The following is a 22,923-nucleotide window of genomic DNA, read 5'->3' on the forward strand; positions in this document are numbered from 1 at the left end:
CGGCGAATCCTGATCTGCAGTCGATCCGCCGGAAGGCGGGCAGTGAAGGAGTCCGCAGATGAGCATCAGCAGTTCCGTGGCGGCGGCCGCCGATCCGGTGCAGTCGTCGAACCGGCGTCCCGCGTGGGCGGCCGCAGGTGTCGTGGCAGGGCTCGCCGGAATCGTCGGAATCCAGGCGAGCACCCGCGTCACCGCCGTCTACGACGAGTCGACCGCCGGCGACCCGGTCGCGATCGTGAACCGGCTCACGGAGCAGCGAATGCTGATCCTCGTCGAGCACATGGGGTTCGCGGTGGCGGCGCTGGCGCTGCTGGTGTTCGCGGCCGGACTGGCGCGGCTGTCATCGTGCTGGCCCGCGAGGCCGGGCTGGGCTGATCGGGCGAACCGGCCGCGCGACGCCGGCCGCGGTGATCGCAATGGTCACACAGGTCGATCGGTTCGGTCCTAGACCCCATTTTGGAACACGTTCTAGTATGGCTCACGTCGAGGCGTATGCCTCGGGCCAGGCGCCGGTCAACGGGGGCGTCGGGCGCAGACGTCTGATCGAGAGCGAACCGCTCGCACGCGGCGCAGCCGTGCACAGGAAGGAACACCGTGACCACAGAGGCATTCATTTATGAAGCCATCCGAACCCCACGTGGACGGGGAAAGGCCAGCGGCTCGCTGCACTCCGTGAAGCCGATCGACCTGGTCACCGGGCTGATCGCCGAGCTGCGCACCCGATTCCCGAACCTCGACGAGAATCGCATCTCCGACATGGTTCTCGGCGTCGTCTCGCCGCTCGGTGATCAGGGTGCCGACATCGCCCGCACCGCGGTGACCGTCGCCGGCCTGCCCGAGACCGTCGGCGGCGTGCAGATCAACCGCTTCTGCGCCTCCGGTCTCGAGGCCGTGAACATGGCCGCGCAGAAGGTGCGTTCCGGTTGGGACGAGCTGGTCATCGCGGGCGGCGTCGAGTCGATGTCACGCGTGAAGATGGGCTCCGACGGCGGTGCCTGGATGCAGGACCCGGCCACCAACTTCGACACCTACCTGGTGCCGCAGGGCATCGGCGCCGACCTGATCGCCACCATGGAGGGCTTCACCCGCGAGGACGTCGACGCGTACGCGGTCCGCTCGCAGGATCTCGCCGCGAAGGCGTGGGCGGGCGGCTTCTTCGCCAAGTCCGTCGTCCCGGTCAAGGACATCAACGGCGTCACCGTCCTCGACCAGGACGAGCACATGCGTCCGGGCACCACCCTCGAGTCGCTGGCCGGCCTGGCCCCCGCGTTCGCCGGGATCGGCGACATGGGCGGCTTCGATGCCGTCGCGCTGCAGAAGTACCACTGGGTCGAGAAGATCAACCACGTCCACCACGGCGGCAACAGCTCCGGCATCGTCGACGGCGCCGCGCTGGTGCTCGTCGGCTCCGAGCGGGCCGGCAAGGACATGGGTCTGACCCCCCGCGCCCGCATCGTCGCGACCGCCACCTCCGGCGCCGACTCGACCATCATGCTCACCGGCCCCACGCCGGCCGCTCACAAGGTGCTCGCGCAGGCCGGCCTGACCGTCGACGACATCGACCTGTTCGAGATCAACGAGGCGTTCGCGTCGGTCGCGATGAAGTTCCAGAAGGACCTGAAGATCCCGGACGAGAAGCTCAACGTCAACGGTGGCGCAATCGCGATGGGCCACCCGCTCGGTGCGACCGGCGCGATGATCACCGGCACCATGGTCGACGAGCTCGAGCGCCGCAACGCCCGGTACGCCCTGGTCACGCTGTGCATCGGCGGCGGCATGGGCGTGGCCACCATCATCGAGCGCGTCTGACGCTCACGAACCGATCAGGAGAGACGAAACAGTGAGCGAACAGAACATCATCGCCTGGGAGCAGGACGCCGACGGCATCGTCGTGCTCACCATCGACGACCCCAACCAGGGCGCGAACACCATGAACGACCGGTACATCTCCTCGATGAAGGAGACCGTCGACCGGCTGCACGCGGAGAAGGACGCCATCACCGGCGTCGTGCTGACCTCCGGCAAGAAGACCTTCTTCGCCGGCGGCGATCTGAAGAACCTCCTCGCCGTCCAGCCGGACCAGGCCGAGCAGATCTACAACCACAGCCTGACCCTCAAGGCCGACCTGCGCCGCCTCGAGACCCTCGGCAAGCCCGTCGTCACCTGCATCAACGGTGCCGCGCTCGGCGGCGGCCTCGAGATCGCGTTGGCCACCCATCACCGCATCGCCGCGGACGTCAAGGGTGTCAAGATCGGCCTGCCCGAGGTCACGCTCGGCTTGCTGCCCGGTGGCGGTGGCATCGTCCGGACCGTCCGCAAGTTCGGCATCATGACCGCGCTGACGCAGCACCTCCTGCAGGGCCAGCAGCGTGCGCCGCAGCAGGCCAAGGAAGCCGGTCTGGTCGACGAGGTCGTGTCCTCGGTCGAGGAGCTGGTCCCGGCCGCGAAGGCGTGGATCAAGGCCAACCCGGAGTCCGGCGTTCAGCCGTGGGATGTCAAGGGCTACAAGATCCCCGGCGGCACTCCGGCCACCCCCGCGCTCGCGGCGAACCTGCCCGCGATCCCGGCGAACCTGCGCAAGCAGCTCAAGGGCGCGAACATGCCGGCACCGCGCGCGATCCTCGCGGCCGCCGTCGAGGGCAGCCAGGTCGACATCGACAACGCCTTGAAGATCGAGTCGCGTTATTTCACCTCGCTGGTCACCGGGCCGGTCGCGAAGAACATGATCCAGGCGTTCTTCTTCGACATCCAGGCCATCGGCTCGGGCGCCTCGCGTCCGAAGGACATCCCCAAGGGCGAGATCAAGAAGATCGGCGTGCTCGGCGCCGGCATGATGGGCGCCGGCATCGCGTACGTCTCCGCGAAGGCGGGCTTCGAGGTCGTCCTCAAGGACGTCAGCATCGAGGCGGCGACCAAGGGCAAGGCGTACTCCGAGAAGATCGAGGCCAAGGCGCTCTCGCGTGGCAAGACCACCGAGGAGAAGTCGGCCGCACTGCTCGCGCGCATCACCCCGACCGCGGACGCCGCGGACTTCGCGGGAGTCGACTTCGTGGTCGAGGCCGTCTTCGAGAGCCCCGAGCTCAAGGCCAAGGTCTTCCAGGAGATCGAGGACGTCGTCGAGCCGAACGCGCTGCTGGGCTCGAACACCTCGACCCTGCCGATCACCGGTCTCGCGACCGGCGTCAAGCGCCAGGAAGACTTCATCGGCATCCACTTCTTCTCGCCGGTCGACAAGATGCCGCTGGTGGAGATCATCCGCGGTGAGAAGACGTCCGACGAGGCGCTGGCCCGGGTGTTCGACTACGTCCAGGCGATCCGCAAGACTCCGATCGTGGTCAACGACTCGCGCGGCTTCTTCACCTCGCGCGTCATCGGCACCTTCATCAACGAGGCAATCGGCATGGTCGCCGAGGGCATCGAGCCGGCCACCATCGAGCAGGCCGGTATGCAGGCCGGCTACCCGGCGGCGCCGCTGCAGCTCTCGGACGAGCTGAACCTGACGCTGATGCAGAAGATCCGTGCGGAGTCCAAGGCCGCGGCGCTGGCCGAGGGCAAGGAACTGCCCGCGGACCCGGCGGGAGACGTCATCAATTTCCTCGTCGAGGGCAACGACCGCAAGGGCCGTCTCGGCGGCGCCGGCTTCTACGACTACGTCGACGGCAAGCGCACCGGCCTGTGGGCGGGCCTGCGTGAGCAGTTCAACTCCGGCTCGAGCCAGGCCCCGATCCACGACCTCATCGAGCGGATGCTGTTCGTCGAGGCCATCGAGACGCAGAAGTGCTTCGACGAGGGTGTGCTGATGACGAGCGCCGACGCCAACATCGGCTCGATCATGGGCATCGGCTTCCCGGCCTGGACCGGTGGTGTGCACCAGTACATCGTCGGCTACGAGGGCGGCAAGGCCGGCTTCGTCAAGCGCGCCGAAGAGCTCGCGGCCAAGTACGGCGAGCGATTCACCCCGCCCGCTTCGCTCAGGGCCTGATCCGACGCAAAACCGCCCCCGACACCGTGCTGGTGTCGGGGGCGGTTTTGTGTTTTGTGAAGGATTCGTCTCGGTATCCGAGAGGAATCCTTCACAGATCGGATCCGATGTACCTCGTCGCTGCCGGCTACGCCTTCCACCACGGACGCAGCGGAACACCCGCGTCGCCCTTCGGGCTCGTCTTGACCGCGAGCACCTGGTGCAACTGGATCCCGTTGCGCTCGAAGCCGAGCCGCGAACCTGCCATGTACAGGCCCCACACCCGCGCGGTGCCCTCGCCGACCTCGGCGACGCAGGCGTCCCAGTTGTCGACCAGGTTGCGGCACCAGCCGGCCAGTGTGAGCGCGTAGTGCTCGCGCAGGTTCTCCTCGTGCCGCACCTCGAGCCCGACGTCCTGGATCTCGGTGATGATCCGTCCTGACCCGGTGAGCTCGCCGTCCGGGAAGACGTAGCGGTCGATGAACCCGCCGGCCCGCGCGTTGTGCTTGTTGTCCGGTCGGGTGATGCAGTGGTTGAGCAGCAGACCGCCCTCGCGCAGCTTCCCCTTGATGAACTCGAAGTAGGCCGGATAGTTGTGCACGCCGATGTGCTCGGTCAGGCCGATCGAGGACACCGCGTCGAAGCCCGTCTCGGTGATGTCGCGGTAGTCGGAGTGCCGGACCTCTGCCAGCTCGGACAGTCCCTCGTCCGCGATCGCCTTCTGTGCCCACGCCGCCTGCTCGGCGGACAGCGTCGCACCGATCGCCTTGACGCCGTGCCGTGCCGCGTAACGCACCATTCCGCCCCAGCCGCAGCCGATGTCGAGCAGCCGGTCGCCGGGCTTCAGGTTCAGCTTCTCGAACACCAGCCGGTACTTGTTGTCCTGGGCGTCCTCGAGGCTCTGGTCCGGGGACTCGTAGGCCGCGCAGGTGTACGTCATTGACGGGCCGAGGACCTTCTCGTAGAAGGCGTTGGAGACGTCGTAGTGGTGGTGGATGGCCTCGGCATCGCGGGTCTTGGAGTGCCGCAAGCCTTCCGCGAACCGGCGCCACCGCGGCAGGTGCTCCTGCGGCGGCGGTGCGACCGGCTTGAGCAGTTCCCAGCCGAGGGACCGGGTGATGGCCGCCAGCTCCTTCGCGGACGGACGGCTGAAGTGCAGCTGGTCGCCGAGGACGCGCAGGATCTCGTACGGGTCGCCCGGATGTACGCCCGTGGCCTCGAGGTCCCCGGAGACGTACGCGCGGGCCATGCCCAGGTCGCCGGGGGCAGTCACCAGGTAGGTGGTGCCTCGCGGCGACTTCAGGTCCAGTCCGTACTTGGCGTCCTGCGCGCCGGTGCTGCTGCCGTCGTAGGCGGAGAAGCGCACCGGAATATCTTCGCCGACAACGGCTTCCAGGATCTCCGCGATGGAGAGCTTGCCTACGCCGTTCCCGGTCGAGGTCTTGTCTTCTTTGAATGTCGTCACTTGCGTTGCACCGCCTTGGAGAACAGGTCGAGGAGACGTGAGTCGGGGTCGTATCGCTTCTTCAGTTCGTCGTATCGTTCGCCGCCGTAGAGCGCGGTGAACTCGTCCTTCGAGTAGTAGGAGTCGGAGTAGAGCGACTTGTGTCCGTCGAACTCGGTGACCGTGCGCTCGATCAGCCGGTTCGCGGCGCCTTCGGGTTCGCCCGCCACGATCGGGACCGACGACCAGAAGCCGATGTTGACGTAGGTGCGCTTGGGTTCGAGCGGGTACAGCGGCCACGGACGGACGGCGGAGGCCCCGGCGGGACCGGGTTCGCGCAGCCGCAGCGGACACAGCCACAGCGGTTCGATGGGGACCTCCCGCAGGAACCAGCGTACGAAGTCTGCGGTCCGCTCGATCGGCACCTCGACGTCCTGCACGACCCGTTCGCGCGGGGGGTTGCCCTTGCGCCGCTCGAGACGGTCGCCGATGTCGTACTTCTGGTCCAGGGCGATGAGCTTCCAGTAGAAGCTGCTGCGGCGGTAGCGCTTCGGCCACAGTCGCCGGATCCGCGGGTTCTGCGCACCGAACGCGCGCGAGCACCAGAACCAGTCGGTGTCCCAGCGCCACAGGTAGTCGGCGATGGTGAGACGGTCGGTCTTCGGGTGGGTGACCGACTCGTGCTGGATCGACCGGTAGTAGATGTCCTGGCCGGTGTAGTCGCTGACCGGCCCGGGCTCGTCGGTCTGCACACCGAGGGTGAGGTAGCTCTCGGACGCGGAGAACACCGCACCGTCGAGGTAGTCGACCGCGATCCCGTCGTGGCTGCGCGACTCCACGACGGCGTCCATCGTGGTCTGCAGTTCGGTGAGATCGTCGAAGCGCAGATGGCGTAGTGCGACAAAGGGTTTGACTGGCTCGAGTTCGATCCGCAGCCGGGTGGAGTAGCCGAGCGTGCCGTACGAGTTCGGGAAACCCCAGAACAGGTCCGCGTGTTCGCCGTCCGGGGTGGCGGTGACGATCTCGCCGCTGCCGGTGAGCACGTCGATCTCGAGCACCGACTCGTGCGGTAGCCCGTTGCGGAACGAGGTGGACTCGATGCCGAGCCCGGTTACGGCGCCGCCGAGGGTGATGGTCTTGAGCTGCGGCACCACCAGTGGCGCAAGGCCGTAGGGGAGCGTGGCCGCGACCAGGTCCTCGTACGTGCACATGCCGGCGACGTCGGCGGTGCGTGCCACCGGGTCGACCGAGATCACGCCGGACAGGCCGGAAACGTCCAGGCCGGGCGCGTTTGTCCGGGCCCGGGCCCGGAAGAGGTTGGACGTCTTCTTTGCCAGTCGCACGGTCGCGGAGGGTGGGATGGCGTGATAGCTCGCCAGCAGACGTTCGACCCCCGCGCGGTGGGCGGGCGCCCCGACCTCGCGCGGTGTGGACGATCGTCGACCAACTCGTTTGCGCAATGCACTCGAAGTGACAGCCACCCTCCGACGCTATCCCTTGCCGACGATCGCTGCGACAGCAGGTTGCGGCCGAGTCCGAAAACGTCACGAAAACGTTGCGAGCGCACCTCTGTTTGGACTCGTCGTCGGGCTTCGTGATCCAGGGCACAGGTCTCACTGCGGGACTTCCCCGTCGCCGACGGAGCGGGCACGATGGTGCCGACGGCAACGTCATCACGAGTCGGGACGGCGCAGCGCCGCCCGCATGGCGAAGGAGATTCACGGTGGGACAGGTCAGCGCGAGCAGCTCGGTCGAGGTCACGGCGGCTCCGGAGAAGGTGCTCGCGGCTCTCTCCGACTACGAGACGGTGCGGCCCCGCATCCTCAGCGAGCAGTACCTCGACTACAAGGTGGTCGAGGGCGGCCAGGGGGCGGGCACCGTCGCCCAGTGGACTCTCAAGGCCACCGAAAAGCGTTCGCGCAACATCAAAGCGACCGTCACCGTCGGGGGCAACACGATCACCGAGACCGACGCGAACTCGAGCCTCGTCACCACCTGGACCGTGACCCCGAACGGGGCCGGCTCCACCGTCAGCACGACCACCGCGTGGAACGGCGCGGGCGGCATCGGCGGATTCTTCGAGCGGACCTTTGCGCCGTTGGGCCTCAAGAAGATCCAGGCGGCCGTACTGGCGAACCTGGCCCGCGAACTGGCCTAGGTGTAGTTCCCAGGCAGGTTGCGAACGGCGTGCCATGACGAAGTAGGCGAGGACCTCCGGTATCGGTGTGGTTACCACACACACCCCGACCACCGAGAGGTCCTCGTGTCACACGCTAACGCCTTCCTGTCTCCCCGTGGCCGTTTGGCCCTCGCACAGCTCGTCGTCGACGACGGCTGGTCCTTCCGCCGCGCCGCCGAACGATTCCAGTGCTCACCGTCGACGGCGAAAGTCTGGGCCGACAGATACCGCGTCGAGCAGGAAGCCGGCATGGTCGACCGTTCGTCACGCCCGCACTCGTGCCCGCACCAGACCCCCACCCGCACCGAGCGACGAATCATCGGGCTGCGCTTCACCCGCCGGTGGGGACCGCACCGGATCGCCTACCACCTGCACCTGGCGAAATCGACGGTCGAGGCCGTGCTGCGGCGCTACAAGATGCCCAAACTCGCCCACCTCGACCAGGCCACCGGACTGCCCATCCGACGCGATCCCGCCCGACGCTACGAACACAAGGCGCCGGGCGACCTGGTCCACGTCGACATCAAGAAACTCGGCCGTATCCCCGACGGCGGCGGGCACCGCAAACTCGGCCGCCAGGCAGGCCGCCGGAACCGCTCGGGGATGGGCTACGCCTACCTGCACCACGCCGTCGACGATCATTCCCGCCTGGCGTACTCCGAGATTCTCTGCGACGAACGCAAGGAGACCGCCGCCGGGTTCTGGAACCGTGCCAGCACCTTCTTCGCCGCCCACCAGATCACCGTCACACGGGTTCTCACCGACAACGGATCCTGCTACCGATCAAAGGATTTCGCGATCGCACTCAGGGCGGTGGTCCACAAACGGACCCGCCCGTACCGGCCGCAGACGAACGGCAAGGTTGAACGATTCAACCGCACCCTGGCCGCCGAATGGGCCTACGCGCAGACGTACCCGTCCGAAACGGCCCGTGCAGCGACCTATCAACAGTGGATCCATCACTACAATCACCACCGACCCCACACCGGGATCGGCGGGAAGTCACCCATCGAGCGCGTTGGCGTTCACAACGTCCCTGGGAACTACACCTAGGGCGGTATCAGCCGCCGAGAAAACCGACGATGCCGGCGACCACTGCTCGGGCGTACCGCGCCCGGCCGTCGTCGCCGGTCATCGCGCGGGCCTCGTCGGGATTGCGCATGTTGCCCAGTTCCACCAGCACCGACGGCCGGGTCGCGAGGTTCAGGCCGGCCAGGTCGTCGCGGCCCTTCAGGCCCCGGTTGCCGACATAGGTCGACGGCGTGAATCCGGAGGCCGTCATGGCGTCGCGCATGGCGGTGGCGAACGCGACCGACGGCCCGGTCTGGACGGGATTGAGCGGCGGCGCCGAGTAGCAGACGTGGAAGCCGTGCTCGTCCGGTGCGGCACCGTCGGCGTGCACTGCGACCACCGCGTCCGCGCCCGAGGCGTTGGCCGCGGCGGCCCGCTCGTCCACGCAGCTGCCGACGGAGGTGTCGTCAGTGCGGCTGAGAACGACACGGGCACCGAGGCTTTCGAGCTGGGTGCGCATCAGTCCGACCACCTGCCAGGCGAGGGTGTGTTCGGGATAGCCGTCGTCGGTGTTGGTGCCGGTGGTCTGGCAGTCCTTGGTGCCGCCGCGCCCGGTGGGCACCTGCGCGGTGATCGCCGCGTCGTGCGACCCGCTGTGGCCCGGGTCGAGGAAGATCGTCCGGCCGTGCAGTCCGCCCTCCGCGACCGGTGCGGCCGAGAGCAGGGGTGCGGGCGCGGACGTGTCCGGGCGGTCCGCCGCGGCGGCGCCTTCGGTGGGGATGGTGCACCCGGTCAAGACCAACGCGGCCGCCACGACAGGCAGCAGGCGCAGCCGCATCGTCGCTCGCACGACGCCCACCGTAGCCCGATGCGTCTACGCTGACGGGGCAACACGCAGAAAGGACTATCGACGTGCAGCCTGGTGGACAACCCGATATGCAGCAACTTCTCGCGCAGGCCCAGCAGATGCAGCAGCAACTGATGGCGGCGCAGGCGGAGATCGCCCAGGCCGAGGTGACCGGCCAGGCCGGAGGCGGCTTGGTGACGGCCACCGTCAAGGGCACCGGTGAGGTGGTCGCCCTGGCGATCGACCCGAAGGTCGTCGATCCCGACGACGTCGAGACCCTGCAGGACCTGGTGATCGGCGCCATCGCGGACGCGTCGGCCAAGGCGCAGGAGGTCGCGGCGGGCAAGCTCGGACCGCTCGCGGGTGGCCTCGGCGGCCTGCCCGGACTCCCGTTCTAGAGGCGAGACGTGTACGAAGGTCCAGTTCAGGATCTGATCGACGAGCTCGGCAAGCTCCCCGGCATCGGGCCGAAGAGCGCCCAGCGGATCGCTTTCCACCTGCTCAGCGTGGAGCCGCCGGACATCGACCGGCTGCAGAACGCGCTGCAGCGGGTCCGCGACGGCGTGCAGTTCTGCGTCGTCTGCGGGACGGTGTCCGACAAGGAGATGTGCCGGATCTGTTCGGACTCGCGCCGCGACCGCACGATGATCTGTGTGGTCGAGGAACCCAAGGACGTGCAGGCCGTCGAGCGCACTCGCGAGTTCAAGGGTCGCTACCACGTGCTCGGTGGTGCGCTGGACCCGCTCAGCGGCATCGGGCCCGACCAGCTGCGGATCCGGGAGTTGTTGGCGCGCATCGGCAATCAGGACGACGGGGTGGACGTCTCCGAGGTGATCATCGCGACGGACCCCAACACCGAGGGCGAGGCCACCGCGACCTACCTGGTGCGGATGCTGCGTGACTTCCCCGGCCTGACGGTGACCCGGCTGGCCTCGGGGCTGCCGATGGGCGGCGACCTCGAGTTCGCGGACGAGTTGACCCTCGGACGCGCGCTCTCGGGCCGCCGAACGATGTAGCGGGCCCGGCCCGGCCGACGATCGGCGGCCGGGCCGGGCGGACCGCTGCGTCACTTCTCCTGGGTGCAGAACTTCCAGTCGCCGTTCTCGCGGACGTAGCCGACCTTCTCGGTGGCGTTCTGACCGCCCTTGTCGACGGTCACCATGGCGGTCGCCTTGTCGGCGTCGACCGTGATCGAGTCGATCGAGACCAGCTTCATGCCGGGCTGGTTCTCCTCGAGCTTCGTCGCCCGGACTTTTTCCGCGGTCTGAGCGCACAACCCGGCAGCCCACCGGTCCACGTCCTTGGCCGTGTAGGCCTCGGTCACCTGCTTCGTGACGTCGCGGATCTGGTCCTGGTCGGTGGGCTGGTCGCTGCTCGACGAGCAGCCGGTCAGTGACACGAGCACCGCCCCGACGGAGGCCGTCAGGGTCAGCAGGGCAAAGGTCTTCGGCTGACGTCCAGCCGCCATTTTCATCATGCTTCACGCCATTTCAGTCGATTGGTCATCGGGAGGGTAGGGCATCCGGCGACGTCCTGTCTGTCGGTTGGGGGACTGCCGGCCCGCGCCGCACCCGTGTCAGTAGGCGAAGTTTGGCCTCACGGCGCGCGCGGACCTCCCTGCGTGAGCCGGTACAGATTCCCATACTTGATGGTGCCGCCGATTTCGTAGTTCAGTAGTTCATTCGCACTGCCACCGACTCGGCGCCGCGCTGGACCCCCTGAGCGGCATCGGCTCGGACCAGTTGCGGAGCGGGAGGTGCTGCCGCATCTGCCATCAGGACGCAGGGTAGACGTCTCAGAGGTGATCACACTGACGCGCCAGGCATCGCGGGCGAAGCCATTGCTGTCGACCTACAGGGGCCGGGTTCTGCGCGACGTCCCCGGACTGACCGGTGCCTCGCTGGCTTGGGGCCGTCCGGACGATGGGGAAGCGCCTCGGTGCCCGTCACGAACCGGGATGCGGCATCACTGTTCGATGACGAGACTCGGGACGATCGTGCAGGTGGTGTGAATACCTCCATTGGTGATGTCGTATGTGCCGCCGATACTGGCGACGCCGACGCTGAAGTTGGGCGTGCCTGTGTTCACGGTGATCACGCCGCCGGTTGCCATGGGGAGGCTAGGAGCCGACCCTGGTGGAAAGGGAGGCGTCACGGTGATGCCGTTGAGGGTAGCGGGGTCGACTGGCCCGGGATTCGTGATCGTGATCTTTCCGCCAGGCGTCGTGTCGAACTTCGTGGCGCAACCGTTGCCTCCCGAGATCTCGCCTGGGATCATCACGTTCGCGTTGGCGATGGGGGCGGCGATCAGTGCCGCAGATGTCGTCGCCACGCCTGCTGCCAGCAGTCCGGCCGAAAAGCCAATCTTCTTGGTTGTAAACATGGTTCGTACCTTTCTCGGTTCTGATGCACAATGAGCTGCGTTCGGTGGCTGTGATTGCCCAACCAGAGTCGCGTTTATCGGCCTCCTGATAAATCGCCTCAGTTGGAATTGATTCATCCCACAAGCCCGTCGGCCGAGTGGCGCATGACATCATTCGATGAATTGGTTGCGGCGCCCTCAGGGTGCCGGTCACTGGGTGTGCGATATGGAGTAGTGCGCTACTTGCGACCGCTCAGGACCCAGACCGTATGCACGGAAAAAGCCACCGAGGTTGGCAACTGATGACCTGGGTGCGCGCCCGGCCATCGCGAAGGCCAGTACACGCGCGGGTGTGTGCCGATCCGACACCCGGCACGGCCTCAGGGTCGGAAGAACCTGAGGCCGCGTTGTGGGGCGTCGACCGTTGATCAGGGTTCGATGACCAGGGGAGCGTTGACGGTGCAGGTGCCACCACCAACGACGGTGTAGCTGCCGGTGATGCTGCCGATCCCGAATCCGACAGGTGGGTTCGGACCGGTAGTCACTTTCACGACCTTGCCGGCCTTGGTGACCGCAGCTGGCCCCCCTGCGGGAAGCTGGAACGTATTCGCCGCGCTGAGGCCGGCGGTACTGACAACGTTTGTTTGATTCGTGATGGTTATGTATCCGGACAAGGGGTCGAAGTCAAGTTGTGTGGCGCAGTTGGCTTTTCCGACTCCAGCCCCTTTGACCGTTCCACTGACGGCGACATCCGCGCTGGCAATCGGCGCTGCGATCAGTGCGACCGCCGCCGTGGCCGTTCCCGCCGCGATCAGTGCTGCCGAAATGCCAATCTTCTTGGTAGTAAACATTGTTCTTGCCTTTCTCGGGTCATACTTCGTGCAACGCCCCCGGGTTCGGCGGCTGTGATTGCTCAACCAGAGTCGCGCGAATCGGTTGCCCCGAATACACCCCCTCGGTGGGTATTGCTTCATCCCGCCAGGTGGTCGCGGAGCGACCGTATCCGAGGAGCTTTGACGCGGTGGGCGGTCTCCTCAATGAGGAACCGACACCAGCAGATTGACCGTGGGCGTGCGACCCGTCACCGGGATCACGACCGTGGGTCTGCCGGCTCGCGGCGGGCGGTAGCGGCTGGATCTACTCGCCGGCCCGCTCCTCGAGCCAGGTTCGGCACCTGCGCTCCGAGGCGCGGGAAAGCCACGCATCCTGGACGACTTCCGCCAGTTCTTCTCGGGTCAGCTCATCGAGTCGGCTCGCGCGCACCAACACCGAAAGGTGGCCGTCGAAATGCGCTGTGGTGAAGAACGGCGACGCCGCGTCCTGAATCAGCGCCAGCTTGTCGGACTCGGAGCCGACCCACAGCACGATGACGTCGTCGTAGCGGTCACCCGTCTCGGGATCGAACGCGTCGGGCCGCGGATTGCGGAAGAACACGAACGACTTTCCCCCGACCTGGTAGACCGGGTTGCCGAGCGGTCCGGGCACGACGGTCACGTGTGGCATACCCAGGGCGAGTTCGTGAACGTCCTCGACCCGCGCGCGCTGTCGTCTGCCCGGCATGCCGGGAACAGTAGCGCCGTGGCCGACTATCCGGACTGCTCCGGCGCGGGTCCGATCGCGGCCTCGAGATTCATCGTCTGGCGCAGTGAGTCCACCAGTTGCGCCATCGTGGGTGAGTCGGCGCCGCCGCTGCGCACCACGCCGCATACCGGGACGCGCAGTCTGCCGCGCGCCTCGCGCATGATCCGCAGGCCGGCGCGGGGGACGCCGGTGACGGTGCTGGCGTAGAGGACGGTCCACGCCCGCGGATGGTTGATCACGTCGAGGGTGGCGGTGTGGTCCCTGGCGATCGGCGGTCCGAGTTGTACCCGCCGTCCGACCTCGACGAACGCGTCCTCGACCACGGAGTGGATCAGGACCTGACTGTGCCGCGGCGGCAGCAGCAGCGGGTAGGGGGCGAGTTCGCCGAGTTCGACGGTCGAGAACGCCGACAGCGGGTGCTGGCTCGAGGTCACGATCAGCAGGTCCTCGACGCCGAGGTCGACCGTCTCGAGTCCCGGCCGGTCCACCGCCCCTCGGATCAATGCGATGTCGGCGTCGCCGGAGGTCACCGCGTCGATGCGCTCGGTGAAGCTCTTGATCACGAACTCGATGTCGAGGTCGGGATGCAACTCGCGGACCCGGGCCACCGCGTCCAGGGCATGCGGGGCGAAGCTCATGTTCGCGCTGATCCGGATCCGGTTGCGCGGCTCCTTGGCCACCGCGTACGCCTGTGTCTCGAGGCTGAGTACCTCCTGTGCGATCGGCACCAGCCGGGCACCCGCATTGGTCAGGCGGACCACTCGCGTCGACCGCTCGAACAGCGAGGCTCCGAGTTCCTGTTCGAGCCGGGTCACCTGATGGCTGATCGCCGACTGCGAGATGAAGCACTTCTGCGCGGCGCGGCTGAAGCTCAGTTCCTCGCTCACGGCCAGGAAGTACCGCAGCTGACGGAAGTCCATATCCACATACTACTTATGAGCAATCCAGATAACTGTTTTCCGAATATCCCAGCTGACTGGCGCAAACACGCCCCGGATCCTTAGCGTTGCTCTCATACATCTGATTGAGATCGAGCAGGAGGTCGTTGTGGGCGAGGCAGTACTGGACCGCACCGAGGTGGTTATCGTCGGCTCGGGCTTCGGTGCCCTGGCGGCAGCGAAGAAGCTGGCCAAGGCGGGCACGCCCTTCGTGCTCATCTCCGAGACCACCGAACACCTCTTCCAGCCGCTCCTCTACCAGGTGGCGACCGGCGTCCTGGCGGCGGGCGAGATCGCCCCGTCGGTGCGCGCGATCCTCGCCAAGTACCCCAACGCCGACGTCCGGCTCGGCCGCGTGGTGGACGTGCGACCCGACGAGCAGGTGCTGGTCTACGAGGCGGCCGGTCAGCGTCACGACCTCGGCTACAAGTCGCTGATCGCCGCCACCGGCGCGCGGCAGTCGTACTTCGGCCGTGACGAGTTCGCCAAGGTGACCTACGCGCTCAAGACAGTCGACGACGCGGAGCGGCTGCGGGCGCAGATCGTGCGCTGCTTCGAGGAGGCGCACACCACCACCGACCTCGAGCGGCGCAAGAATCTGCTCAGCTTCATCGTGATCGGTGCCGGCGCGACCGGCGTCGAGCTGGCCGGGCAGATCAAGGAGCTCGCGGGCCGCTACTTCGAACAGGCGATCCGCGGCGTCACCGCGGATGATGTCACCGTCACCCTGGTCGAGGGTGCCGGCGTCGCGATGCCGGCCTACGGCGGCAAGCTCAGCGAGTACACGAAGGCCTCGCTCGAGAAGTCGGGGGTCGAGGTGGTGCTGAACACGCTCGTCACCGACATCGACGACCACGGCGCGACCTTCAAGGCGCACGGCAGTGATTCCGGCGAGCGGCGCACGGCCGAGACCGTCGTCTGGTCGGCGGGCGTGCAGGCCAACGACTTCGCCGGGGTGCTCGCCGAGCGCACCGGCTGCGAGACCGACCGGGCCGGACGCCTGCTGGTCAACCCGGACCTCACCGTGGGCGGTCGGGCCGACATCTTCGCGGTCGGAGACATGACCTCGCTGAACAAGCTGCCCGGGCAGTCGCCGGTGGCGATGCAGGGTGGACGGCACGTCGCCAAGACCATCATCGGCAAGACAAAGCGCGGCACTCCGTTCCAGTTCAAGGACAAGGGCAGCATGGCGATCATCAATCGCTTCCGCGCGGTGACGAAGGTCAAGAGCATCGAGCTCACCGGCTTCGTCGCGTGGGTGCTGTGGCTGGCCGTGCACATGGTCTACCTGGTCGGTTTCCGCAACCGCTACGTCGCGGTGATGTCGTGGTTCGGATCGTTCCTCGGTCACCGTCGCCCGCACTTCTACTACGCGCAGGAGCCGCAGAAGGTCCTCGAAACCCTTGCCGTCGAGGAGGTCCCGGACTCCGCTCCGGAGGCCATCGAGACCGAGGTGATCGCGAGCGTGCCCGCCGGGCCGAAGGAGAAGGTCGCCGTCGCCTGACCCGCAAGGCATCCGGAACGCAAACACAGAAGAGACCGTGGTCGCCCTCCCGGGCGGCCACGGTCTTCGCTGTTAGCGTCGGAGCCATGGCGATCCAGTACCGGAGGTCGTGTGTTCGGTTGTGCCTCGCACTCGGCCTCGTGGTCGGTCCAGGCGTGGTCGGAATGGGCGTGGTCGGGGCGGTGGGCACTGCCGCTGCGCAGTCGGACGGTACCGCCTCGGCCGCCGAGTCCGGCTCTGCCGACAACCTTCCCGCCGTCGTGGACTCGGTGGTGCCGCCACCGGTCGGGTCTCCGTCCGACCTGCAAGCCGCGATCATGCCGTCCGACGTGGGCGACCCGTTCTTCGACCGGTGGCCGAACGCGTTGGGGGACAGCGCCAACGGGGACGTCCTGGAGTCCCGGGATGTCACAGGCGTCGCTGCACCGTTCGTAGGGGCGCCGGTCCGGGAGGTGCGACAGCTGAAGGTGCGGACCACGGACGCGACCGGAAACCCCTCGTTCGCGACAGCCACGCTGATCGTGCCGGCGGCGGCATGGGCGGGACCCGGCCCGCGCCCGGTGCTGGTCAACAATGTGCCGATCGACGGGCTCGGTCGCGCCTGCACGCCGAGTTTCCTTCTCTCGCACGGTTTGACACCGTCAGCCAACGTCACCGACTTCGTGCCGCCGACCACGGCGCTGGCCGCGCAGCATGGTTATGCGGTGCTGATCCCCGACCACGAGGGGCCGAGGATGGCGTACGCCGAGCCGTTCGTCGCCGGGCACGCGGTACTGGACTCGATCCGCGGAATGCGTCGCTCGCTTCCCGACGAATTCGGGGACAGCCGCATCGCGATGGTCGGCTACTCCGGCGGTGCGATCGCCACCCATGGTGCCGTGAAGCTGATCGACTCGTACGCACCGGAACTCGCCGACCACATCGCCGGAGCGGCACTCGGCGGCGTCCCGGCCGATTTCGAGATGCTCACGCGGAGCATGAACGGGAACTTGGCGACCGGACTGTTCCACGGTGCGGTTTTCGGGATTGCGCGGGAGCGGCCGCAGATCCTCGACCTCGCCAACAATCTGGCTCTGCGGGTGGCGATGTCCCCGCTGCGTGACCACTGTGACTACACCCTCGCCGCGGCCGGCGCCACCTTCATGCCGATCGAGGCGATGTCGGCCGTTCCGCATCCATTGGATTCTGCTGTTGCACAAGATATTTACCGGACCACGGCGATGGCCGGCGTCAAGTCGGGAACTCCGCTCTACATCTACAACGGCGCCCAGGAGTTCTGGATCCCGGCGCAGGGCGCCCGTAACCTGTTCGCCGAGCAGTGCGGTCTCGGCGTCCGGGCGGTGTACCGCGAGGTGCTCGGCGAGCACGGTGTCGCAGCAGTGACCGGATTCCCGGGGTCGGTGGAGTGGCTCGACCAACGGCTCCGCGGACTCCCTGCGCCCGACGAGTGCTGACCGGATCGGGAAGACTGCCGACGCTCGTAAGTTCGAATTCCTAAGTGTCGACACGTAATACGTGCCCGTTGTGCACCGGGCGGTATCGGTCCGCCGGTGCTAGCGTCCCGCCCATGCCAATCCAGCACGGGGGTTTCTGGGTTCGAATGTGTGTCGCCGCACTCACGGTGACGGTCGCGATCGGCGGTGGTGTCTCGACGGCCGCGGCGCAGTCCACCGGTAGCGCCGGTGGGGAGGGGTCGGTCGGCACGGGGTCGTTGACCGACGGCACCGCCTCGGACGGCACGCCGCTCAACGGGACCACGCTGATCACCGGTTCGCTGGGGACCGGCTCCTTCGCCGGATCCCCGTTGGGGTCCTGGATTCCGGCAGTGGTCGACGGGGTGGTGCCGCCACCGTCGGGCAACCCGGACATGGATGCGCTGCGGGCCGCGATGTTGCCGGCCCCGTTGGGGGAGCCGTTCTTCGACGAGTACCCGCCGGAGCTGCCCGGTATGGCGAACGGCCAGGTCATCGAGGCTCGAGACGTGACGGCGACCGCCCGCCAGCTCCTTCGTGCGCCGATGCGTGAGGTCCGCCAGTTCAAGGTGAGGACTACCGACGCGGTCGGCGCACCGGCGTTCGCGACGGCGAGCCTGGTCGTGCCGGCGACGCCGTGGCCGGGCCCGGGGCCGCGACCGGTCCTGGTCAACAACGTCCCGATCAACGGACTCGGGCGGGCCTGCACCCCGTCCTACACCCTCGCGTACGGCCTGACGCCGTCGACGAACCCGATCGAACTCCTCCGCCCCGTCACCTCGATGGCCGAGGAGCGCGGCTACGCGGTGCTGGTACCCGATCACGAGGGTCCCCGGATGGCATACGGGGAACCGTTCGTTGCCGGGCACGCGATCCTGGACACGATCCGTGGCATGCGGAACCTGTATCCCGCGGAATTCGGGACCAGCAAGCTCGCGATGATGGGCTATTCGGGCGGGTCGATCGCCACCCACGGCGCGTTCAAGCTGATGAACAGCTACGCCCCCGAACTCGCCGGCGACATCGTCGGTGCCGCGCTGGGCGGCGTACCCGCCGACTTCGAGATGCTCACCCGCACCATGGACGGCAACCTGGCCGGTGGGTTGTTCCTGGCCGCGCTGTTCGGGATCTCCCGCGAGCGTGCCGAGATTCTCCCCCTCGCGAACCACCTCGCGCAGAGACTGGGTGTCTCCAAGCTCAAGGATCAATGCTCCAGCGTCCTCAGTCTCGCCGGTATCCCGGGCATTCCGGCCGAGGCGTTGGCCAACGTCAAACAGGCGCTGGATTCCCCTGTCGCACACGAGCTCTACCAGAAGTTGAAGATGGCCGACCTGACATCCGGGACCCCGCTGTACATCTACGCCGGGGGCCAGGAGTTCTGGATCCCCGCGCTCGGTGGGCGCAACCTGTACGAGGAGCAGTGCGGGCACGGGGTGCGCGCGGTGTACCGCCAGGTTCCCGGAGAGCACTTCGTCGCCGAGATCACCGGCAAGTCGGGCGCCTTCGACTGGGTCGACGCGCGTCTGCGCGGGGAACCGGCGCCGAACGAGTGCTGAGCTACCGTCGTCCGCCCGGCCGAGGACTCCCCCTTCAGGCGGCTTGCTCCGGTACCCGCCCCGGCTCCGCGCGGGGTGGGTACCGGAGGCGCCCGATGTGCCCCGAAATTCTGCTGACTTTGCTGGTCAGGACTATTGCGAACCGTGGCAACCCGGGCGTACCGTGAGTGGTGCGGATCAAGGAAAGCGGATCGGTAACGGTCTGAACAACTTGAGAAGCAGAGATCCGGCCGAGGATGCGATTAATCGCTACATCCCCGGCCGAACCCCTGTCTGGGGAGTCTTTGCCCGTGTCGAGCCGCCGGTGTCGAATTCCCGGTCAGCCCCGCTCGCGCAGGGTCGCGAGGCCCTCGCCCGACAACTCGTCCAGCGCTGCGGATCGACCCGTCATCGCCAGCAGCAGCGCGAGGATCGGCCCGCTGACCTCGGGGCCGGATCCGATCGTCCAGGCGGTGTCGGTGGCGCGCAGCGTCAGCCCCTCGATCCGGGACTTGGCGCCGATCAGCAGATTCGATCCCTTGTAGAAGTCCGCCACCCGCACCACGGCGTCCTGCGGGTACGTGTGCGCGATGCCGAGCGGCCTGCGGATGTCCTCCGCGTGCACGATGGTCTCCCCGAGCCAGGAGTCGACCGGTCCGGGCGGCGCGGAGGTGGACGTGGCCACCCGGCGGAACTCCGCGAGGGTGTCGGCGGGGGTGCGGCTGGTCTCGGCGGCGATGTTCTTCGCGGCGAACGACTCGAAGCGGAATCCGGTCCCGAGCATCTTCAGGAAGAACTTCGGTGGCGTCATCTTCGCCGTCGCCGTCATGTGACCGAGCGTCTCCCACACCGACCATCCCGGGCACAGCGACGGGCTGGACCACTGGTCGTCGGTGAGCGAGGCGAGATCGTCGGCGAGGGCCGCCCGTTCGGCGTGGATGACCGGCCACGGACTCGGTGCTGACATATGTCCTCCCGGAGTCGGGTGTACTTCGGAAGCTACACCGATCCGGGCTCGGGGGAACGGGTATCCGAGCGTCAGCGCCCGACCGCGAGCCGTTCGCGCCGCAACCGGTCCACCTCGTCGAGGTGCAGCGGCTCGAGCGCCGTCACTCCCAGTGCGCGGGCCAGCAGCAGGTCCGCGAGTTCCGGGTTCCGCGCCAGCGCCGGGCCGTGCATGTAGGTGCTGATCACCGAGCCCTGCACCACGCCCTCACGTCCGTCGCCCACCCCGTTGCCGACGCCGTGGGTGACGGCGCCGAGCGCGGTCGCGTCGGGCCCGAGCGCGGTGCCGCCGCGGTGGTTCTCGAACCCGGTCAGCGGCTGGGTGAGGCCGTCGATCAGTGGTCGGGTGATCACCTCGCCGATCGAGCGCGTCGCCTGCGGGGAGGTGGTCACGTCGAGGAGTGAGACCCCCTCGACCCGTTCGCCGGCCGACGTCTCGTACCAGTGCCCGAGCACCTGGATGGCCGCGCAGATCGCGAGCACGGGCGCGCCCCGCTCGGCGGCCTTCTGCAGTCCTGGGTAGCGGATCAGGTGACGGGTCGCGAGGCGCTGGGCGGAATCCTCTGCTCCACCAAGGGTGTACACGTCCAGCGAGTCGGGAACCGGGTCGGCCAGGGTGATCTCGACGATCTCCGCGTCGATGCCCCGCATCCGCAGCCGCTGGCGCAGGATCAGGGCGTTGCCACTGTCGCCGTAGGTGCCCATCACGTCGGGCAGCACCAGGCCGATCCGCACGGTGGACTCAGGCATCCCGGTTCTCCTTCGCGATGGCGGTGTTCAGGTCACGGAACGCGGTGTAGTTGGCCAGCACCTCGACCCGCCCGGGCGGGCAGGACGCGATGGCCCGCAACGGATCCGGCTCGAGCGTGTGCTCGACACCCGCATAGGTCAGCCGGACCGCGAGGTCGGTGGCACGCTCGCCCGAGGCCACCACCTTGACGCCCTCGAAGTGCTCGAACCGCACGTCCCACAGCCAGGACAGGTCCTCGCCGTCGGGCACCTGACCGTTGACGGCGATCACCAGTCCGTCGACGGTCGGGTCGATCATCGAGAGGGCCTCCTGCCAGCCGGCCGGATTCTTGGCCAGCAGCATGCGCAGCGAGTGCGAACCCACCTGGACGGCGGCGTAGCGGCCGGCGATCTCGCGGACCGCGGCAGCCGCTGCGACGGCGTCCGCCGGCATCGCACCCTGCGTGACCGCCGCGGCCACGGCCTGCGCGGCGTTGCCCCGGTTCGCCTTGCCCGGCAGCGTCAGCGTCATCGGGATCTTCAATCCGTCAGGGCCGTACAGATTTTCGTCATCGAGCCACCAGTCGGGGGTGGGCCTCTCGAAGTCGGTGCCGGTGCTGCGCCAGTGGTTGTAGGCGATGCCCGTCGCGTCGCCCGTCCGCTCCTCCCAGACGATCGGCTCGCCGCTGCGCGGGCAGCTCACCGAGTCGCCCGCCCAGCCGCCGCCCGCCGCGACCCACACCACGTTCGGGGCGTCGTACGCGGCGGAGGCGACCAGCACGTCGTCGCAGTTGGCGATCACCACCGCGTCGGGATGCCGGGCGAGGCCCGCCCGCAGCTTGCGTTCGATCATGTTGATCTCGCCGACCCGGTCGAGCTGGTCGCGGCTGAGGTTCAGCAGCACGACCGCCTGGGGGTCGAGGGCGTCGGAGACGTGTGGCACGTGCAGCTCGTCGACCTCGATGGCGGCGAGCGGGGCGTCGACATGGGAGCTCAGCGCCGCGACGATGCCTGCGTCCATGTTCGCGCCGTCGGCCTGGGTGGCCACGTCGCCGACGGTGGCCAGTGCGGCGGCGGTCATCCGGGTGGTCGTGGACTTGCCGTTGGTTCCGGTGATGACCACTGTTCGCTTGCCGCGCCCCAGTTGGGCCATGAGAGTCGGGTCGATCTTGAGCGCGATCAGGCCGCCGATCATCGAGCCCTTGCCGCGGCCGGCCTTCTGCGAGGCCCAGGCGGCCAGCGCGGCGACGCGCAGCGCGAGGCGTCCGCGCGCGGAGAATCGGGTTCCGGGGCCGGTCGTCCCAGGACTGCTCGGGCTGCTCGCCCCATGATCGCTAAGTGCCACGGGCAGAGTTTTCCACACCGGCCGTCGGCGCTCAGGGGCGCGCCGCCACCGGGGTGGGCAGCGTCACGGCGGCGATCGGGGGAGTGGGCCTCGGTGCGGTCGACACGGTCGCGCGGGCCATCCCGCCGAGGCAGCCCACCACCACGACCGCCGCCCCTACCAGGGACAACGCGCTGGGTCGCTCGCCGAGCACCAGCCAGGCCGCCGCGATCCCGACGATCGGCACCAGCAGTGAGAAGGGCGCGACCACCCCGGCGGGATGGCGGCTCATCAGATAGGTCCACAATCCGGACCCGACGACGGTCGCGAGCACGGCGATGTACGCGAGCGCGGCCAGTGCGGGCCAACCGTTGACACTGAGGGAGTCGCGCAGCGCGTGTACGCCGGCGGTCGGACCCTCCACGACGGCGGACACCACGAGCATCGGCAGCGGCGGGATCACCGCCATCCACAGCGTCAGGCGCATCGGGTTGTCCGGCCTGGCCTGGCGGCTGCCGATGTTCCCCAGCGCCCAGCCGAGGCCGCCGAGCAGCGTGAGCAGCACCGGAAGCAGGGCGGTCGACGCGTTCCCGGCGGTGTGCAGTCGGTCCCAGCCGATGGTCGCCATGCCCGCCATCGCGACCAGGATCCCCAGCGCCTGCCTGCGGCTGACCCGCTCGCCGAGCAGCGCCGCACCGAGCAGCACGGTGAACGGCGCCGACGACTGCAGAACCAGCGAGGCCAGTCCGGTGGGCATGCCGGTGTTCATCGCCCAGAACAGGAACGCGAACTGCAGCACGCCGAAGCCGACCCCGTACAGCAGGAGCCAGCGGATCGGCACGTTCGGGCGCGGCACGAACAGCACCACCGGGATCGCGATGACCAGGAACCGCAGGGCCGCGAAGAAGAACGGCGGGAAGTGGTCGAGGCCGATGCGGATGGCCAGGAAGTTCAGCCCCCACAGCAGCGCGACGGTGAGTCCGAGCAGGCGGTCGCGGTTGGTCATGCGATCCATCGTGGGTGGTCGTAAGC

Annotated in this window: 22 protein-coding genes; 10 read left to right on the forward strand and 12 right to left on the reverse strand. The window is 68.0% G+C overall.

From position 1 onward, the window contains the following. The first annotated feature begins 58 nt into the window (after nucleotides 1–58). The 3 genes from FK531_RS02145 to FK531_RS02155 all read left to right on the forward strand — a co-directional run bounded on the left by FK531_RS02145 (nucleotide 59) and on the right by FK531_RS02155 (nucleotide 3,982). The gene (locus tag FK531_RS02145; protein WP_142094975.1) at nucleotides 59–448 is read left to right on the forward strand and encodes a hypothetical protein; all 390 of its coding nucleotides are present in this window, start codon (nucleotides 59–61) and stop codon (nucleotides 446–448) included. Between the two features lie 146 nt (nucleotides 449–594). After that, a complete protein-coding gene (locus tag FK531_RS02150) occupies nucleotides 595–1,809 on the forward strand; it encodes an acetyl-CoA C-acetyltransferase (protein ID WP_142094976.1) in 1,215 nt (404 codons plus the stop codon). Between the two features lie 31 nt (nucleotides 1,810–1,840). Next, nucleotides 1,841–3,982: a 3-hydroxyacyl-CoA dehydrogenase NAD-binding domain-containing protein gene (locus FK531_RS02155; protein ID WP_142094977.1), complete on the forward strand. Its 2,142-nt coding sequence runs from the start codon at nucleotides 1,841–1,843 to the stop codon at nucleotides 3,980–3,982. 127 nt (nucleotides 3,983–4,109) lie between these two features. Here the strand turns inward: FK531_RS02155 and FK531_RS02160 are convergent, their stop codons facing one another. Then, entirely contained in the window at nucleotides 4,110–5,426 is a 1,317-nt protein-coding gene (locus FK531_RS02160; RefSeq protein WP_142094978.1) for a class I SAM-dependent methyltransferase, read from the reverse strand. Further along, complete coding sequence (locus FK531_RS02165) at nucleotides 5,423–6,865, reverse strand: FAD-binding oxidoreductase (RefSeq protein WP_142095330.1); 1,443 nt, start codon at nucleotides 6,863–6,865, stop codon at nucleotides 5,423–5,425. Before FK531_RS02165 ends, FK531_RS02160 begins: the two co-directional genes overlap by 4 nt. 263 nt (nucleotides 6,866–7,128) lie before the next feature. On the opposite strand from FK531_RS02165, the gene FK531_RS02170 reads away from it, so the two are divergent. Together FK531_RS02170 and FK531_RS02175 are read left to right on the forward strand one after the other, a co-directional pair. Next, the gene (locus FK531_RS02170) at nucleotides 7,129–7,563 is read left to right on the forward strand and encodes an SRPBCC family protein (RefSeq protein WP_142094979.1); all 435 of its coding nucleotides are present in this window, start codon (nucleotides 7,129–7,131) and stop codon (nucleotides 7,561–7,563) included. A gap of 105 nt (nucleotides 7,564–7,668) precedes the next feature. Then, the gene (locus FK531_RS02175) at nucleotides 7,669–8,637 is read left to right on the forward strand and encodes an IS481 family transposase (protein WP_142094980.1); all 969 of its coding nucleotides are present in this window, start codon (nucleotides 7,669–7,671) and stop codon (nucleotides 8,635–8,637) included. A gap of 7 nt (nucleotides 8,638–8,644) precedes the next feature. On the opposite strand, the gene FK531_RS02180 is transcribed toward FK531_RS02175, so the two are convergent. After that, a complete protein-coding gene (locus FK531_RS02180; RefSeq protein WP_142095331.1) occupies nucleotides 8,645–9,433 on the reverse strand; it encodes an Rv3717 family N-acetylmuramoyl-L-alanine amidase in 789 nt (262 codons plus the stop codon). 98 nt (nucleotides 9,434–9,531) lie between these two features. Here FK531_RS02180 and FK531_RS02185 point away from each other — a divergent pair, with 98 nt between their 5' ends. Continuing rightward, complete coding sequence (locus tag FK531_RS02185; protein ID WP_220126917.1) at nucleotides 9,532–9,840, forward strand: YbaB/EbfC family nucleoid-associated protein; 309 nt, start codon at nucleotides 9,532–9,534, stop codon at nucleotides 9,838–9,840. Between the two features lie 9 nt (nucleotides 9,841–9,849). Further along, on the forward strand, nucleotides 9,850–10,458 hold the full coding sequence (gene recR / locus FK531_RS02190) for a recombination mediator RecR (RefSeq protein WP_142094982.1): 609 nt from the start codon (nucleotides 9,850–9,852) through the stop codon (nucleotides 10,456–10,458). 50 nt (nucleotides 10,459–10,508) lie between these two features. Here recR and FK531_RS02195 read toward each other — a convergent pair whose 3' ends face one another. The 5 genes from FK531_RS02195 to FK531_RS02215 form a co-directional block, all read right to left on the reverse strand. Next, a complete protein-coding gene (locus tag FK531_RS02195) occupies nucleotides 10,509–10,910 on the reverse strand; it encodes an Rv0361 family membrane protein (RefSeq protein ID WP_142094983.1) in 402 nt (133 codons plus the stop codon). Between the two features lie 497 nt (nucleotides 10,911–11,407). Next, nucleotides 11,408–11,824, reverse strand: a complete 417-nt coding sequence (locus FK531_RS02200; protein WP_142094984.1) for a hypothetical protein — start codon at nucleotides 11,822–11,824, stop codon at nucleotides 11,408–11,410. A 407-nt stretch (nucleotides 11,825–12,231) separates the two neighbouring features. Next, on the reverse strand, nucleotides 12,232–12,654 hold the full coding sequence (locus FK531_RS02205) for a hypothetical protein (protein ID WP_142094985.1): 423 nt from the start codon (nucleotides 12,652–12,654) through the stop codon (nucleotides 12,232–12,234). Between the two features lie 286 nt (nucleotides 12,655–12,940). Further along, nucleotides 12,941–13,363 (reverse strand): MmcQ/YjbR family DNA-binding protein, encoded by a 423-nt coding sequence (locus FK531_RS02210; protein WP_142094986.1) that lies wholly within the window; start codon nucleotides 13,361–13,363, stop codon nucleotides 12,941–12,943. Between the two features lie 26 nt (nucleotides 13,364–13,389). Next, complete coding sequence (locus FK531_RS02215) at nucleotides 13,390–14,304, reverse strand: LysR family transcriptional regulator (protein WP_142094987.1); 915 nt, start codon at nucleotides 14,302–14,304, stop codon at nucleotides 13,390–13,392. Between the two features lie 142 nt (nucleotides 14,305–14,446). Here FK531_RS02215 and FK531_RS02220 point away from each other — a divergent pair, with 142 nt between their 5' ends. The 3 genes from FK531_RS02220 to FK531_RS02230 all read left to right on the forward strand — a co-directional run bounded on the left by FK531_RS02220 (nucleotide 14,447) and on the right by FK531_RS02230 (nucleotide 18,854). Continuing rightward, nucleotides 14,447–15,826, forward strand: a complete 1,380-nt coding sequence (locus tag FK531_RS02220) for an NAD(P)/FAD-dependent oxidoreductase (protein WP_246097834.1) — start codon at nucleotides 14,447–14,449, stop codon at nucleotides 15,824–15,826. Nucleotides 15,827–15,912: 86 nt separating this feature from the next. After that, nucleotides 15,913–17,280: a lipase family protein gene (locus tag FK531_RS02225; protein WP_142094989.1), complete on the forward strand. Its 1,368-nt coding sequence runs from the start codon at nucleotides 15,913–15,915 to the stop codon at nucleotides 17,278–17,280. A gap of 113 nt (nucleotides 17,281–17,393) precedes the next feature. Continuing rightward, the gene (locus FK531_RS02230) at nucleotides 17,394–18,854 is read left to right on the forward strand and encodes a lipase family protein (RefSeq protein ID WP_246097773.1); all 1,461 of its coding nucleotides are present in this window, start codon (nucleotides 17,394–17,396) and stop codon (nucleotides 18,852–18,854) included. Nucleotides 18,855–19,173: 319 nt separating this feature from the next. Here the strand turns inward: FK531_RS02230 and FK531_RS02235 are convergent, their stop codons facing one another. The 4 genes from FK531_RS02235 to FK531_RS02250 all read right to left on the reverse strand — a co-directional run bounded on the left by FK531_RS02235 (nucleotide 19,174) and on the right by FK531_RS02250 (nucleotide 22,897). After that, entirely contained in the window at nucleotides 19,174–19,800 is a 627-nt protein-coding gene (locus FK531_RS02235) for a maleylpyruvate isomerase family mycothiol-dependent enzyme (RefSeq protein WP_142094990.1), read from the reverse strand. A gap of 71 nt (nucleotides 19,801–19,871) precedes the next feature. Then, nucleotides 19,872–20,588: a type 1 glutamine amidotransferase gene (locus FK531_RS02240; RefSeq protein ID WP_142094991.1), complete on the reverse strand. Its 717-nt coding sequence runs from the start codon at nucleotides 20,586–20,588 to the stop codon at nucleotides 19,872–19,874. Next, nucleotides 20,581–21,822, reverse strand: a complete 1,242-nt coding sequence (locus FK531_RS02245) for a Mur ligase family protein (protein ID WP_142095333.1) — start codon at nucleotides 21,820–21,822, stop codon at nucleotides 20,581–20,583. The genes FK531_RS02240 and FK531_RS02245 overlap by 8 nt, the downstream gene beginning before the upstream one ends. A gap of 121 nt (nucleotides 21,823–21,943) precedes the next feature. After that, entirely contained in the window at nucleotides 21,944–22,897 is a 954-nt protein-coding gene (locus FK531_RS02250) for an EamA family transporter (protein ID WP_142094992.1), read from the reverse strand. Nucleotides 22,898–22,923 lie beyond the last annotated feature (26 nt).

Origin of the sequence: Rhodococcus spelaei, from assembly GCF_006704125.1 — a bacterium.
Classification (GTDB): Bacteria; Actinomycetota; Actinomycetes; order Mycobacteriales; family Mycobacteriaceae; genus Rhodococcus_G; species Rhodococcus_G spelaei.